The organism is Microbacterium sp. zg.Y1084 (assembly GCF_024623595.1).
GTDB lineage: Bacteria > Actinomycetota > Actinomycetes > Actinomycetales > Microbacteriaceae > Microbacterium > Microbacterium wangruii.
The window spans coordinates 39154-53594 of sequence record NZ_JANJGV010000003.1 but is presented as its reverse complement, the minus strand read 5'-3'; the positions used below and the strand labels follow the sequence as shown (position 1 = coordinate 53594).

13 protein-coding genes are annotated in these 14441 nt (G+C 70.8%); 10 read left to right on the top strand and 3 right to left on the bottom strand.

The features are described 5' to 3' along the window. The first annotated feature begins 144 nt into the window (after nt 1–144). The 5 genes from NQ165_RS04790 (at nt 145) to NQ165_RS04770 (ending at nt 6056) form a co-directional block, all read left to right on the top strand. Nucleotides 145–1500 carry an extracellular solute-binding protein gene (locus NQ165_RS04790; protein WP_257531878.1) on the top strand — a complete coding sequence of 452 codons (1356 nt, stop codon included), beginning with the start codon at nt 145–147 and terminating at the stop codon, nt 1498–1500. Nucleotides 1501–1576: 76 nt separating this feature from the next. Beyond that, nucleotides 1577–2521, top strand: a complete 945-nt coding sequence (locus tag NQ165_RS04785; protein ID WP_257531876.1) for a carbohydrate ABC transporter permease — start codon at nt 1577–1579, stop codon at nt 2519–2521. Next, a complete protein-coding gene (locus NQ165_RS04780; protein WP_257531874.1) occupies nt 2518–3402 on the top strand; it encodes a carbohydrate ABC transporter permease in 885 nt (294 codons plus the stop codon). The genes NQ165_RS04785 and NQ165_RS04780 overlap by 4 nt, the downstream gene beginning before the upstream one ends. A gap of 52 nt (nt 3403–3454) precedes the next feature. After that, complete coding sequence (locus NQ165_RS04775) at nt 3455–4966, top strand: alpha-N-arabinofuranosidase (protein ID WP_257531872.1); 1512 nt, start codon at nt 3455–3457, stop codon at nt 4964–4966. A gap of 91 nt (nt 4967–5057) precedes the next feature. Then, nucleotides 5058–6056, top strand: a complete 999-nt coding sequence (locus tag NQ165_RS04770) for a magnesium and cobalt transport protein CorA (RefSeq protein WP_257531870.1) — start codon at nt 5058–5060, stop codon at nt 6054–6056. Nucleotides 6057–6069: 13 nt separating this feature from the next. Here the strand turns inward: NQ165_RS04770 and NQ165_RS04765 are convergent, their stop codons facing one another. After that, complete coding sequence (locus NQ165_RS04765) at nt 6070–7182, bottom strand: glycerate kinase (RefSeq protein WP_257532387.1); 1113 nt, start codon at nt 7180–7182, stop codon at nt 6070–6072. 169 nt (nt 7183–7351) lie between these two features. Here NQ165_RS04765 and NQ165_RS04760 point away from each other — a divergent pair, with 169 nt between their 5' ends. Both NQ165_RS04760 and galE read left to right on the top strand, forming a co-directional pair. After that, nucleotides 7352–8194: a DUF1295 domain-containing protein gene (locus tag NQ165_RS04760; protein WP_257531868.1), complete on the top strand. Its 843-nt coding sequence runs from the start codon at nt 7352–7354 to the stop codon at nt 8192–8194. A 90-nt stretch (nt 8195–8284) separates the two neighbouring features. Continuing rightward, nucleotides 8285–9262 (top strand): UDP-glucose 4-epimerase GalE, encoded by a 978-nt coding sequence (galE, locus tag NQ165_RS04755; RefSeq protein ID WP_257531866.1) that lies wholly within the window; start codon nt 8285–8287, stop codon nt 9260–9262. Nucleotides 9263–9333: 71 nt separating this feature from the next. On the opposite strand, the gene NQ165_RS04750 is transcribed toward galE, so the two are convergent. Continuing rightward, nucleotides 9334–10302, bottom strand: a complete 969-nt coding sequence (locus NQ165_RS04750) for a LacI family DNA-binding transcriptional regulator (RefSeq protein WP_257532385.1) — start codon at nt 10300–10302, stop codon at nt 9334–9336. Nucleotides 10303–10509: 207 nt separating this feature from the next. Between NQ165_RS04750 and galT the strand changes: the two genes are divergently transcribed. The 3 genes from galT to NQ165_RS04735 all read left to right on the top strand — a co-directional run bounded on the left by galT (nt 10510) and on the right by NQ165_RS04735 (nt 13829). Continuing rightward, entirely contained in the window at nt 10510–11694 is a 1185-nt protein-coding gene (gene galT, locus NQ165_RS04745; protein WP_257531864.1) for a galactose-1-phosphate uridylyltransferase, read from the top strand. Continuing rightward, entirely contained in the window at nt 11691–12899 is a 1209-nt protein-coding gene (galK, locus tag NQ165_RS04740) for a galactokinase (RefSeq protein WP_257531862.1), read from the top strand. Before galT ends, galK begins: the two co-directional genes overlap by 4 nt. A 90-nt stretch (nt 12900–12989) precedes the next feature. Further along, the gene (locus NQ165_RS04735; protein ID WP_257531859.1) at nt 12990–13829 is read left to right on the top strand and encodes an alpha/beta hydrolase; all 840 of its coding nucleotides are present in this window, start codon (nt 12990–12992) and stop codon (nt 13827–13829) included. A gap of 12 nt (nt 13830–13841) precedes the next feature. Here NQ165_RS04735 and NQ165_RS04730 read toward each other — a convergent pair whose 3' ends face one another. Continuing rightward, nucleotides 13842–14408, bottom strand: coding sequence for a TetR/AcrR family transcriptional regulator (locus tag NQ165_RS04730; protein ID WP_257531857.1), 567 nt, complete (start codon nt 14406–14408; stop codon nt 13842–13844). Between the last annotated feature and the right edge of the window lie 33 nt (nt 14409–14441).

Here is a 14441-nt window from a genome sequence, read left to right as displayed (position 1 = left end):
GCGCTGGGAAGCTACTTTCCACACGTTGATATACAACGTTGTACACCCATCCCGACGACTCAATGATGAGCAGCGGATCGTGCGGCGGAATCCCGCCGCGGTGCCGATTCGACACAGCCGTCCCGCACCGAAAGGAAGACCCCCGTGAAGACCACGAAAGTCTTGGCCGCGGCAGCGACCATCGTCCTGGCCGGCACCCTCGTGTCGTGCTCGGAGCAGCAGGGAGGCACCGCCTCCGGAGGCAACGACGCCACCAACTGCACCAACACCATCCCCAAGACCGATCTGCCCGTGGTGACCATGTGGGCCTGGTACCCGAACATGGAGCTGGTCGTCGACAACTTCAACGAGCAGAGCGACGACGTGCAGGTGTGCTGGACCAACGTCGGTCAGGGCGGCGACGAGTACGACAAGTTCCAGACGGCGATCACCGCGGGCACCGGCGCCCCCGACGTCATCATGATCGAGGCCGACCGCATCCCGACCTTCCAGATCCAGGAGGCGATCGTCGACATCAGCGACTACGGCTACGAGGACGTCAAGGACGACTACAGCGAGGGCGCGTGGAAGGACGTCTCGGTCGGAGACGGCGTGTACGGCGCTCCCGTCGACGGCGGCCCGATGGGCATGATCTACCGCGCGGACGTCTTCGAGCAGTACGGGATCACCCCGCCCACCACCTGGGCGGAGTACGAGACGGCCGCCCAGACGGTGAAGGATGCCGGCGGGCCGCTGTTCGGCGACCTCGGCGCCAACGTGCCGGCGGTCATGATGGCGCTGCAGTACCAGAACGGCGCACAGCCCTTCACCTACGACTCGGCGACCCCCGAGTCGATCGGCATCGCGCTCGACGACAATGCCTCGAAGGAGGTGCTCGACTACTGGGCGGGCCTGGTGGAGAAGGGCCTCGTGGGCACGCAGGACCAGTTCACCCCCGAGTACATCTCCGGCGTCATCGGCGGCGACTACGCCACCTACATCTCCGCCGCGTGGGCACCGGGATATCTGACCGGCGCCGGCGTGGGCGAGGGTGATGACGCGGGAGTGTGGAAGGTCGCCCCGCTGCCGCAGTGGGATGCCGCGAACCTCGTGTCGGTCAACTGGGGCGGCTCGGCGTTCTCGGTCACGAGCCAGGCGAGCGATCCCGAGCTGGCCGCGAAGGTCGCATTCGGCGTGTACGCCGATGACGCGTCGCTGCTGGACGGCTGGCAGAACCAGGTCATCTTCCCGCTGAACCTCACCGCCTTGAACTCGACGGACTTCGTCGACTACGAGGTGCCGTTCTTCGGTGGGCAGCAGGCCAACAAAGAGGTGTACGTCCCGGCGGCCAACGCCTACACCGGCATGACCTACACCCCGTTCGGGCAGTACTACTTCGATGCCTTCACCGAGCAGCTGGCGGCCATCAACGAGGGCTCGGTCACGGGCTCCGAGGCGGCCGAGCGACTGCAGGCGGACGTGGTCGCCTACGCCGAGGAGCAGGGCTTCACCGTCGAGTGAATCCCGCCGCGTGGGCCGGTCCGGGGGGACCGGTCCACGCTCCCCGGCATCCGTCGCCCGTTCCTCGGAGGATTCCATGACCGTTGACCTCGCCCAGAGCGCCCCGGCCGTCGCCGCCGCGCCCCCGCCCCGCCGTCGCCGCAGCCCTCGCCGCCAGAGCCTCGTGGGCTGGGGGTTCGTCGCCCCGTTCGCCGTCGTCTTCCTGGCGTTCCTCGTCGCGCCGCTGCTGTTCGCGCTGTACCTGAGCCTGTTCCAGAACCAGCTGATCGGCGGCACCCGCTTCGTCGGCATCGCCAACTACGCCAAGGCGTTCACCGACCCCAACTTCCTCGATGGAATCTGGTTCGTCCTGCGGTTCTCGCTGGTGCTGATCCCGCTGCAGATGGCCGTCTCGCTCACCGTGGCGCTCATCCTCGACGTCGTCACCGGCGCCTTCGCGCGCTTCTCCCGGCTGATGATCTTCCTGCCCTATGCGATCCCCGCCGTCATCGGGGCGCTCATGTGGGGGTTCCTGTACAGCAAGAGCTTCGGCCCCGTCGCCGAGCTGTTCGGGATGTTCGGGTTGGTCGGGCCCGACTTCCTCAGCCGCAACCTGATCTTCTTCGGCCTGCTCAACATCGTGACGTGGCAGTGGGCCGGGTACTACATGATCATCCTGTACGCGGCGCTGCAGGGCATCGATCCGACGCTGTACGAAGCGGCGCGCATCGACGGTGCGAGCCAGTGGCAGATCGTGCTGCGCATCAAGATCCCCCTCATCGCCCCGGCCCTCGTGCTGATCCTCGTGTTCGCCCTGATCGGCACCCTGCAGTTCTTCAACGAACCCCAGATCCTGCGATATCTCGCCGCGGGCGCCATCCCGGCGGACTTCACACCGAACATGTACGCGTATCAGCAGGCTTTCGCGCTGGCCAACTACAACTACGGCAGCGCGATCTCGTTCGCCCTCGGCGCGGTGGTCTTCGTGTGCGTCTACATCTTCCTGTTCATCACGCGCAAGCGAGGGAGCTTCCTGTCATGACCGTCGCCCTCGACCGGTCCCGTCGCGCGGCCGCACGGCGCCGGTATCTGCCGATGCAGATCCTGCTCGGCTTCCTCGTCGTCTACTTCCTCATCCCGTTCTGGTGGGTCATCGTCAACAGCTCGAAGACCGCTGCGGGACTGTTCGGCGGCGGCAGCGCACTGTGGTTCGCCGACGTCGTCGACTACGTGGGCAACTTCTCACAGCTGTTCACGTTCCAGGACGGCATTTACCTGCGGTGGCTGGGCAACTCCGCGCTGTACGCCTTCGTCGGCGGGCTCGGCGCCACCGTCCTCGCCGTCGCCGCCGGCTACGGGTTCGCGAAGTACCGCTTCGCCGGGCGCCAGCTGAGCTTCGCGATCCTGCTCGGCTCGGTCATGGTGCCCACCACGGCGCTGGTGATCCCGACCTTCATCCTGTTCGCCGAGCTCGGCATCACGAACACGATCTGGGCGGTCATCCTCCCCACACTGCTCAACCCCTTCGGCGTGTACCTCATGCACGTGTACGCGCGGGACGCCGTTCCGGACGAGCTGCTCGACGCGGGGCGCGTGGACGGGGCGAGCGAGTTCCGCATCTTCGTGCAGGTGGCGCTGCCGATGCTGCGTCCGGCGATCGTCACGGTGCTGCTGCTGTCGATCGTCGCGTCGTGGAACAACTACTTCCTGCCCCTGGCGATGCTCTCCGACAACCGGCTCTTCCCCGTGACGGTGGGGATCGGCCTGTGGCAGGGCATCGCATCGGCCAACAACGCCGGCGGCACGTCACTGTGGAGCATCATCATCCTCGGCTCCCTGGTCTCCGTGATCCCGCTGGTGATCGCCTTCCTCACCCTGCAGCGGTACTGGCAGGGTGGACTCTCGATCGGAAGCCTGAAGTGACCTGACCCTCATCCGCCCCCTCCCCCACCCGCACGCCTACCCGAGAAGGACCATGAGTAACGCACGCTTGACCATCGACCCCCGCCTGGCCATCGGCCCGGTTCACCGCCGCCTGTTCGGCTCCTTCGTGGAGCACCTCGGCCGGTGCGTGTACGACGGCATCTACGAGCCCTCGCACGCGGATGCCGACGAGCACGGGTTCCGTCGCGACGTCGCCGCCCTGGTGACCGAGCTCGGGGTCAGCACGATCCGCTACCCCGGGGGCAACTTCGTCTCCGGCTATCGGTGGGAAGACGGCGTCGGGCCGCGGGAGGAGCGTCCGCGGCGGCTGGATCTGGCCTGGCACTCCACCGAGACCAACGAGGTGGGACTGGACGAGTTCGCCCACTGGTCGCGCGAGGTGGGCGCAGAGCTGATGTACGCGGTCAACCTCGGCACGCGCGGCGTGCTGGAGGCGCTCGACGTGCTGGAGTACGCCAACCACCGCTCGGGCACCGCACTGTCCGACGCACGCGTGGCCAACGGCAGCCCCGAGCCCCACGGCATCCGCATGTGGTGCCTGGGCAACGAGATGGACGGCCCCTGGCAGCTCGGGCACGGCACCGCCGACGAGTACGCCCGCCTGGCCCGCAAGACCGCCAGCGCGATGCGGCAGGTCGACCCCGACCTGGAGCTGGTGGTCTGCGGCAGCTCGGGGGCAGGCATGCCCACCTTCGGCGAGTGGGAGCGGGTCGTGCTCTCGGAGACGTACGACCACGTCGACTTCATCTCGTGCCATGCGTACTACGAGCCCGACGGCGACGACTACGCCGGGTTCCTCGCCTCGGCGGTGGACATGGACCGGTTCATCGATTCGGTCGCCGCGACGGCCGACCACGTCAAGGCGCTGCGACGCAGCGACAAGACGATGATGATCTCGTTCGACGAGTGGAACGTCTGGTACCAGACCCGCTACAACGAGGTGGACAAGATCACCGACCCCGAGGTGTGGCCGGTCGCGCCGCGCCTGCTGGAGGACGCATACACGGTGGTGGATGCCGTCGTCTTCGGCAGCCTCATGATCTCGCTGCTGCGCCACGCCGACCGGGTGACCGCCGCGAGCCTGGCCCAGCTGGTCAACGTCATCGCGCCGATCATGACCGAGCCCGGCGGCATCGCCTGGCGGCAGACGACGTTCTTCCCGTTCTCGATCACCTCGCGCCTGGCGCAGGGTGTCGCCCTGGAGGTCGCCGTCGAGTCGCCCACGTACGACACCGAGCGCTTCGGCGCGGTGCCCGTCGTCGACGCCGTCGCGACGCACGACGCGGCCACCGGCGGCACCGCGGTGTTCCTGGTCAATCGCAGCCTCACCGAGCCGATCTCGGTAGAGATCGATGTCGCCCACCTCGGCGCAGTCGTCGTGGCGGAATCGCACCTCCTGCACGACGAGGACATGCACGCCGCGAACACGCTCGAGAACCCGGAGCGGGTGGGGGTGCGTCCGAACGACTCGGCGACGATCGCCGACGGCATCCTCTCGGTGACACTGCCGCCGGTGTCCTGGACCGCGCTCTCGCTGCGCTGACGTTTGCGCACGCCCGCCGCTGACGCCGCCGGTTTCGGCGGCGCGGCGGCGCGGCGGCGCGGCGGGCGGAGCGGACGGGCAGACTGGCGGGATGCCGATCATCGACAACGCCGTGTACGTGGAGGGGGAGCGGATCCGCGACCCCGCCACCCTTCAGCAGACCTTCGAGCACATGAAGGACAACCACGGGATGGCCTGGATCGGGCTGCTGCGGCCGACCCCCGAGGAGTTGCAGCAGGTGGCGGCCGAGTTCTCGCTGCATCCGCTGGCCGTCGAAGACGCCTTCACCGGGCACCAGCGGCCGAAGATCGAACGCTACGGCGAGATCCTGTTCACCGTGCTGCGCCCGGCCCGCTACAACGACGGGACCGAGACGGTGGAGTTCGGCGAACTGCACGTGTTCGTCGGACCCGACTTCGTCGTCACGATCCGCCACGCCGACGTCCCCGACCTCGCGGTGGTCCGTCGCCGCCTCGAGCAGCAGCCGGCCACGCTGGCGAAGGGTCCCCACGTCGTGCTCGCCGCCATCCTCGATGAGGTCGTGGACGACTACGCGCCCGTCACCGCCGGCCTGCAGAACGACGTGGACGAGATCGAGGACGCGCTGTTCAGCGAGAGCGGCTCTGAACTGTCCCGCCGCATCTACGAGCTTTCCCGCGAGGTCATCCTCTTCCAGCGGGCCACGGAGCCGTTGACCGAGATGCTCGACGCCGTGCTGCGGGGCGCCGGGAAGTACGGCGTGGACATCGAGCTGCAGCGCGAGCTGCGCAATGTGCAGGACCACGTCATCCGCATGACGGAGAAGATCGCGGCGCTGCGCGCCATCCTCGAGAACGCACTCACCGTCAACGCCACCCTCGTCACCCACCGCCAGACCGACGCCGCGCTCGAGCAGAGCGAGCAGGTCAAGAAGATCTCCGGCTGGGCGGCGATCCTGTTCGGGCCGACCCTGGTCGGCACCATCTATGGAATGAACTTCCGCTATATGCCGGAACTGGAATGGCAGTGGGGCTACCCGCTCGCACTGCTCGCGATGGCGGCGACCTCCGGCGTGCTGTACCTCGTCTTCAAATCCCGGCGCTGGATGTGACCACCGCGCGCCCCTAGGGCGCGCTGCGGCGGGCGAGCGCAGCGCCGGCAGCACGCAGCCAGCGGGCAGGCTCGGCAAAGGAGGCCTCCGGGCTCCCCGCGAGATCGGTGAGCGAGACGGATGCCGCGAACGCGCCGGCGTCGGCGTCGGCAGCGATCCGGCCGGCGACCAGCGCCACCGGCACGCCCGCCTCCGCGGCGACCGCCGAGACGAACGTGGGCACCTTGCCGGCGGCGGACTGCCCGTCGAACGAGCCCTCCCCGGTCACGACGAGATCGGCGGCGGCGATCGCTTCGCGCAGCCCGATCAGCTCGGCCACCTCCGGCGCCCCGGGCACGAGGTGCGCGCCCCAGACGACGAGACCGAAGCCGGTGCCGCCCGCAGCCCCCGTGCCCGACGTGGTGGGATCGGCGTCGACCAGCGCGGCCAGGCACGCAAGTCCGGCATCGGCGCTCACGACGCCGGCGGCATCCAACCCCTTCTGCGGGCCGAAGACGGCTGCGGCCCCGGTGGGGCCGAGAAGCGGATTCGTGACATCGGTCAGCACGAGGGCGCCCGCCGGCGGCGGCGGCCGAAGCCGCGAGAGGTCGATACCAACGGCCGCGGCCAGCCCCCGGGCCCCCGCGGCGATCGGCAGCCCGGCGATATCGGTGACCACCGCGCCGAGCGCGCGGAGCATCCCCACCCCGCCGTCGGTGGAGGCGCTGGATCCGATGCCGAGCACGAGGCGCGAGACGCCGTGATCGAGCGCCGCGGCGATGGCCTGGCCGAACCCCGTGGTGTCGGCGTCCCACGGCAGCCGGCGGTCGCCGAGCAGCTCGATCCCCGAGGTGGAGGCCAGCTCGACCACCCCCGTGCCGTCGGGCGCGTCGGAGGTCGGCGGCAGCAGCAGCCACGACGCATCGACCGCGGCGCCGTCGGGCCCGGTCACCTGCACCGGCATCCTCGCGGCTCCCGCGACCGCGGCGGCGAACGCCTCGAGGGTGCCTTCCCCGCCATCGGCCATGGGGCGAAGCTCGACCGCAGCCCCCGGGTCGGCGTCGCGCCACCCCGCGGCGAGCGCCCGTGCGGCGTCGGCGGCGCCGATCGAGCCTTTGAAGCTGTCGAGCGCGACGACGACGGTCATGTCGCCGGCGGCGTGCGCACTCGCGGGTGCACCCGCGAGGGACAGCCGGCCTTCGTTGGCTCCGGTCACGATCCAGAGTCTAGGCGGGCCGGCCGTTCGACCCGCCGTCGGCGCCGGGCACGCCGATCACCCCCTGGACAGCGGCTGTCACCTCGCTAACCTGAGCCCCATGGACCCCGTGCTGCTCGTCCTGCCGCTGGCGGCCGTGACATCCGCGGCCTGCTGGATCCTCTCGCTCGTCACGAAGGACACCTCGTGGGTCGACCGGATCTGGTCGATCGTGCCCATCGCCTACACCTGGATCTTCGCGATCGCCGTGATCACCTCCGGCGGTGACGCCGCGCGCTCCGTACTGATGGCGGCGCTCGTCACGCTCTGGGGCGCGCGTCTGACCTTCAACTTCGCCCGCAAGGGCGGCTACTCGGGCATGGAGGACTACCGCTGGGCGATCCTGCGCAGGCGGATGAGTCCCGTGCAGTTCCAGCTATTCAACCTGTTCTTCATCGTGCTGTACCAGAACGCCCTGCTCGTGCTCATCAGCCTGCCTGCCCTCATGGCGTGGGAGCACCCCACACCGCTCACCGGCTGGGACATCGCTCTGGCCGCCCTGTTCCTGGCGTTCCTCGTCGGGGAGACCGTCGCCGACCAGGAGCAGTGGGACTTCCACCAGGCCAAGAAGCGTGCCGGCGGCACGCTCGAGCCGGGCTTCGCCATGACGGGGCTGTTCCGCCTCAGCCGGCATCCGAACTTCTTCTTCGAGCAAGCCCAGTGGTGGGTGTTCTACTTCATCGGCGCCGTCGCCGCGGTCTCGGCGGGTCTCGGCTTCTGGGGCGGCCTGATCAACCCGACGATCGTGGGCGCCGTGCTGCTGACGGTGCTGTTCATCGGCTCCACGATCTTCACCGAGTCGATCAGCTCGTCGAAGTATCCCGCCTACGCCGACTACCAGCGGCGCACGTCCATGCTCGTGCCGCTGCCGCCGCGGCGCACGGCGGCGCCCCGTCGCGCCTGACCGCTCCGTCAGGCGACCGCCTGCCCTGAGGATGCGGGCACGAGGCCTGCCCCCGTCGGCTCACCATCGCGCATCAGGCAGGATGGAGACATGTCCTGGCTTGTCACCGGCGGCGCCGGCTACATCGGCGCCCACATCGTCCGCGCACTCGGCTCCGCGGGGCTCAGCCCCGTCGTGATCGACGACCTCTCCAGCGGCCATGCGTCGTTCGTGCCCGAGGGGGTGCCCTTCGTGCAGGGGACGATCCTGGACCGCGCACTGGTGGAGCAGACGCTGCGCGAGCACGCCGTGGAGGGCGTCATCCACGTCGCCGGCTTCAAGTACGCCGGGGTGTCGGTGACGCGGCCCCTGCACACGTACGAGCAGAACGTCGAGGGCACCCGCGTGGTGCTGCAGGCGATGGCGGATGCCGGTGTGGACAAGCTGGTCTTCTCCTCGTCGGCCGCCGTGTACGGCACCCCCGACGTCGAGCTCGTCACCGAGGATCTCCCCAAGCGCCCGGCGTCGCCCTATGGCGAGTCCAAGCTGATCGGCGAGTGGCTGATCCGCGACCAGGCGGTCGCGACGGCCGACGCCGCGGCGCCGCTGCGCCACACGTCGCTGCGGTACTTCAACGTCGTGGGGTCGGGCGACCTCGCCGTGTACGACAGCAGCCCGCACAACCTGTTCCCGCTGGTGTTCGAGGCGCTCATCGAGGGCCGGACGCCCCGCATCAACGGCGACGACTACGCCACCCCCGACGGCACCAACGTGCGCGACTACGTGCACGTGGCGGACATCGCCGCGGCCCACGTCGTGGCCGCGCAGCGGCTGACCGCCGGCGAGCCCGTGGAGCCGGCATACAACCTCGGTTCCCAGAACGGCCTGTCGGTGCGGCAGATCATGGATGCCATGGCCCGCGTCACCGGCGTCGACTTCACGCCCGAGATCGGACCGCGCCGCGCCGGCGACCCCGACCGCATCGTGGCGACCGGCGAACTCGCCGCCCGCGACCTGCAGTGGGAGAACCGCTACAGCGTCGACGAGATGGTGCGCACCGGGTGGGAGGCCCGCCGCGCCGCGGGCTGACCCGCGCAGCGGGCAAGGGCAGCACGCAACGGGCAGCGCGCAACGGACGGCGGGGGTGCTCCGCCGTCGGGCTACGCGCGCGGGGCAGGCCCGGTGCTGGCGCGCATGACCAGCGGCGCCGGCAGCAGCACGGGCCGCTGGTCATCACCCTCGATCGCGGCGACGAGCGCGGCGAGGGCCGCGGCTCCCAGCGCATCGAAGTCCTGCCGCACGGTGGTCAGCGGAGGCCGGTAGTCGGCGGCATCCGTCACGTCGTCGAAGCCGACCACGCTGACGTCCTCGGGCACCCGCCGACCGGCGTCGGCGAGGGCGCGCAGAGCGCCCAGGGCCATCTGGTCGTTCGCGGCGAACACGGCCGTCGCCTCGCTCGGCAGGGCACCGGCGAGCGCGTGACCGGATGCCGCGGTCCAGTCGCCGCGCACGGGTGCCGGCACCTGCTGCCCCGCCTCGACCAGCGCGGCGCGCCACCCACGCTCACGCTCTGCGGCGGCGAACGAGCCCTCGGGACCGGCGAGGTGCCAGACGGCGGCGTGACCGAGGCCCAGCAGGTGCTCGGTCGCCGCGCGGGCACCCGCGGCGTGGTCGGTCTGCACGACGGCGAAGCGCTCGTCGGGGGGCGAGTCCACCACGACGAGCGCGAGACCGGCCGGCGCGACGGCGTCACGCACCACCGCCGTCGCCTCGTTCAGCACGATGGCGCCGTCCACCCCCTGGTCGCGCAGCCGGGCGAAGGCGTCGGCGATGCCGGATGCCGCATCCAGCGTCACCACCACCACGGCGTAGCCGCGGACGGTGGCCGCATCGACGACGGCCTGCAGCATGCGGGAGTTGCCGATGGTGGCCAGCGTCGTGGCGACGAGTCCGATCGTGTGGGTGCGTCCGGTGCGCAACGCGCGGGCCGCGCGGTGGGGGCGATAGCCGAGCTGCGCCATCGCCTCTTCGACCCGTGCGCGCGTGACCGGGTCGACCCGCGGGCTGCCGTTGACCACGCGCGACACCGTCTGCCCGGAGACCCCGGCGCGGGCGGCGACGTCGAGCATCGACACACGCTTCGCCCCAGGGGCAGGGGCCGGGGCAGGGGCAGGGGCAGGGGCCGGGGCAGCGCGAGCGTCCGCCTCGGCGGGGGAGTCGGAGGCGCCGCCGCGCTCGAGCCGGTCGAGGTGGTTCATGGGGTCGCGAGCCATCCGCTTCCTCCTCATCCCGGCGGCCGTGTTGACGATAACACAGCACGGCCGTACCATGTTGACGTGAACATTGCTGAGTTCGGTACACCCGAAACCCCCGAACCCGTCACCCTCGGCGCCGGCGTCGTGAAGCGCTCCACACGCCTGGCCGACGGCCGCGAGCTGTTCTACTTCGACGACCCCGACACGACGCTCGGCGCGGAGCGCGCCGTCGACGCGCGCACGCTCGACCCTCGCCCCGCGACGGCCACGATGCGGCAGGACGTGCTGACCGGCGACTGGATCTCCATCGCGGCAGCGCGGCAGAACCGCGCCTTCCTGCCGCCGGCGGAGCTCGACCCGCTCGCGCCGCAGACGCCCACCAACCCGTCGGAGATCCCGTCGCGCTACGACGTCGCGGTCTTCGAGAACAAGTCGCCCTCGTTCGGTCCCGCCCTCGCCGAGGCCTTCGGTGATGCGCCTGCCGCCGGCGACCCGCCCCGCGGCGTCGAAGACCTCGAGCACCTGGGCCTCGGCCGCACACGCACCTCGGTCGGCCGCTGCGAGGTGGTCTGCTTCAGCCCCGAGCACGCCGGGTCGTTCGGCACGCTGAGCGTCACCCGCGCCCGCACCGTCATCGAGGCGTGGGCCGACCGCACCGCCGCTCTCTCGGCGCTGCCGGGCGTGGAGCAGGTCTTCCCGTTCGAGAACCGGGGCGAGGCCATCGGCGTCACCCTGCCGCATCCGCACGGCCAGATCTACGCCTACCCGTACATCACACCCCGCACGACCCGCCTGCTGGACTCGATCGATCGCACCGCCCCCGACCTGTTCGAGCGCATCCTCGACTTCGAGCGCTCCGGCCCGCGCGTCATCCTCTCCGGCGAGCACTGGACGGCCTTCGTGCCCTTCGCGGCGCGCTGGCCGATCGAGGTGCACCTGCTCCCCCACCGCCAGGTCGCCGACTTCGCCGAGACGACCGATGCCGAGCGCGACGAGCTCGCACCCCTCTACCTGCGCCTGCTGCGCGGCGTCGACGCGCTCTACGACTCGCCCACCCCCTACATCGCCGCCTGGCACCAGGCTCCGGTGCGCCACGGGCGCGACACCGTGCGCCTGAACCTGCAGCTCACCAGCCCCCGCCGCGCCGCCGACAAGCTCAAGTTCCTCGCCGGCAGCGAGGCCGCCATGGGCGCCTGGATCGGCGATGTGACCCCCGAGGCCGCCGCCGAACGGCTGCGCGCCGCCGTCGAAGGAGTGACCCTGTGACCACCCCCGCCGCTCCCGGCTCCGCCGCGACCGCCGCCGCCGCGCGCGACCTGTTCGCCACGCTCACCGGCCACGAGCCGATCGGCACCTGGTCGGCACCCGGTCGCGTGAACCTCATCGGCGAGCACACCGACTACAACGACGGCTTCGTGCTGCCCTTCGCCACGCCCCACCGCACCCATGTGGCGCTGGGCACGCGCGACGACGGCCGCATCCGCGTGGTCTCGACGTTCGACCCGGTCCCCGTCGAGGTTCCGCTGGCCGACCTCGACGCCCTCTTCCCGAGCGAAGGCGCCCTGCGCGTGCCGGAGTGGTCGGCGTATCCCCTCGGGGTGGCGTGGGCGCTGCTGCACGCGGCGGGCCTGAGCGCCGGCGACGTCACCGGCGTCGACCTCGCGTTCGCCTCCGACGTCCCCGTGGGCGCCGGTCTCTCATCGTCCGCCGCCATCGAGGGGGCCACCGCCACGGCGCTCGCCGACACCTGGGGCACGCCGCTCGATCGGGTGACCCTGGCCCAGATCGGCCGCCGCGCCGAGAACGAGGCCGTCGGCGCCCCCACCGGGATCATGGACCAGATGGCGTCCATGCTCGGACAGACAGATGCCGCCACCTTCCTCGACTGCCGTACGCTCGAGACCCGCATCGTCGATCTCGGCTTCGCCGCGGCCGGCCTCGAACTCGTCGTCATCGACACCCGCGTGAAGCACGCCCACTCCACCGGCGGCTACGGCGAGCGGCGTGCGGCGTGCGAGCGCGGCGCCGAGATCATGGGCGTGCCGTCGCTGCGCGACGTCGCGGTCGCCGACCTCGACCGGGCCCAGGCGCTGATGGACGATGTGACGTTCCGCCGCGTGCGCCACGTCGTCACCGAGAACCAGCGGGTGCTCGACACCGTCGCGACGCTCGACAGCGAGGGCCCGCGCGCGATCGGCGGCCTGCTCGACGCCTCGCACGCCTCGATGCGCGACGACTTCGAGATCTCTGTCCCCGAGCTCGACACGGCGGTCGAGACCGCTGTGGCCGCCGGAGCGATCGGCGCCCGCATGACCGGCGGCGGGTTCGGCGGCGCGGCCATCGCGCTGGTCGACCACGACAAGGTCGGCGCGGTGACGGATGCCGTGACGGCCGCCTTCGCCGAGCGCGGCTTCACCGCACCGCACGTGTTCACCGTCGTGCCCTCGGCGGGCGCCGAGCGCGACGCCTGACCCCCGGCAACCCCTGGCGGCGACCGCCGCGAAGGCCCTAGCGTCGAGACGATGTCGAGGCATCCGTCCCCCTCGACGTGAGGAGCAATCGTGGCGTTCATCACCGTGGCGACCGAGAACTCGGCCGATGTCGACCTCTACTACACAGATCAGGGCAGCGGCCGGCCGGTCGTGCTGATCCACGGGTTCCCGCTCAACGGCGAGTCCTGGGGCAAGCAGCAGGCGGCGCTGCTCGATGCCGGCTATCGCGTCATCGCCTACGACCGCCGCGGCTTCGGCGCGTCGAGCAAGACGGCGACCGGCTTCGACTACGACACCTTCGCCGCCGACCTCCACGCGCTCATGGAGGAGCTGGAACTCGAGGACGCCACTCTGGTGGGCTTCTCGATGGGCACCGGCGAAGTCGCCCGCTACCTCTCCCGGTACGGCTCGGGGCGGGTGGCGCAGGCGGCGTTCCTCGGCTCCCTCGAGCCGTATCTCGCGATCACGGGTGACAACCCCGACGGCGCCGCGCCCGCGGAGTTCTTCCAGCAGACGGCGGATGCCGTGCGCGCCGACCGCTTCGCCTTCCTCACCGGGTTCTTCCACGACTTCTACAGCCTCGACGACCTGCTGGGGGACCGGATCTCCCAGGAGGCGGTCGATGCGAGCATCGCCGTGGCGAACCTCGCCGGCAACGCCGCCATCACCGCGGCGCCGCTGACCTGGCCCACCGATTTCCGCGAGGACATCCCGCAGATCTCGGTTCCCGCGCTCATCGTGCACGGCACCGCCGACAACATCCTGCCGATCGACGCCACGGCGCGACGCTTCCGCGAACTGCTGCCGTCGGCGACCTACATCGAGATCGACGGAGCCCCGCACGGGCTGCTGTGGACGCATGCCGACGAGGTCAACGACGCGCTGCTGGCCTTCGTCGGCACGCACTGAATCGCACCCGGGTCAGGGCGCGAACGCCCGATGCAGCATCCGCCGTGCACGGTCGGCGGCGGCGGCACGGTCGGCGTCGGCGGTACGGGCGAGTTCTCCCGCGAGCATGCCGGCGGCCAGCGCCACATCATCGGTGTCGACGTGCGCACCCACGTGCCCGGCCGCGCGCTCGCGTGAGAGCACCCGGTCGACCACACTGCGGAAGCGCTGCCCCAGCGCCTGCACGTGCGGGTCGTCGCGGTGGCCGGACGTGAGGTCGATCAGGGCCGTGGAGACGACGGCCTGGCTGATCACGATGTCGAACAGGTCGTCGAGCGTGCGGTCGTCGCCGGCGGTGTGCTCCTCGATACGCTCGACGTTCTCCTCGAACAGGGCCGCGGCGAGCGCGGTGCGATCGGGGAAGTGGCGGTAGAGACTGCCCTGCCCGACCCCGGCGCGCCTGGCCACCGCGGAGAAGGGCGCGGCGACGCCCGACTCGGCGAACACCTCGCGCGCGGCACGCAGCAGCGCCTGCCTGTTGCCCGGGCCGGCTGCCGGTCCCCGGTTGGCCTTTCGCCGGTCTTCCACGTCAGATCCCACGGGTATAACCTAGTACCGGACAATCGTGTCCGG

Bases quoted from the DNA above. Each gene is read 5' to 3' on its own strand.
- NQ165_RS04750 (WP_257532385.1), bottom strand. From the start codon at position 10,302: ATGCTCGACGTCGCCGCCCGCGCCGGGGTCTCCGGGCAGACGGTGTCG.
- NQ165_RS04785 (WP_257531876.1), top strand. From the start codon at position 1,577: ATGACCGTTGACCTCGCCCAGAGCGCCCCGGCCGTCGCCGCCGCGCCC.
- NQ165_RS04770 (WP_257531870.1), top strand. From the start codon at position 5,058: ATGCCGATCATCGACAACGCCGTGTACGTGGAGGGGGAGCGGATCCGC.
- NQ165_RS04765 (WP_257532387.1), bottom strand. From the start codon at position 7,182: ATGACCGTCGTCGTCGCGCTCGACAGCTTCAAAGGCTCGATCGGCGCC.
- galE (WP_257531866.1), top strand. From the start codon at position 8,285: ATGTCCTGGCTTGTCACCGGCGGCGCCGGCTACATCGGCGCCCACATC.
- NQ165_RS04760 (WP_257531868.1), top strand. From the start codon at position 7,352: ATGGACCCCGTGCTGCTCGTCCTGCCGCTGGCGGCCGTGACATCCGCG.
- NQ165_RS04780 (WP_257531874.1), top strand. From the start codon at position 2,518: ATGACCGTCGCCCTCGACCGGTCCCGTCGCGCGGCCGCACGGCGCCGG.
- NQ165_RS04775 (WP_257531872.1), top strand. From the start codon at position 3,455: ATGAGTAACGCACGCTTGACCATCGACCCCCGCCTGGCCATCGGCCCG.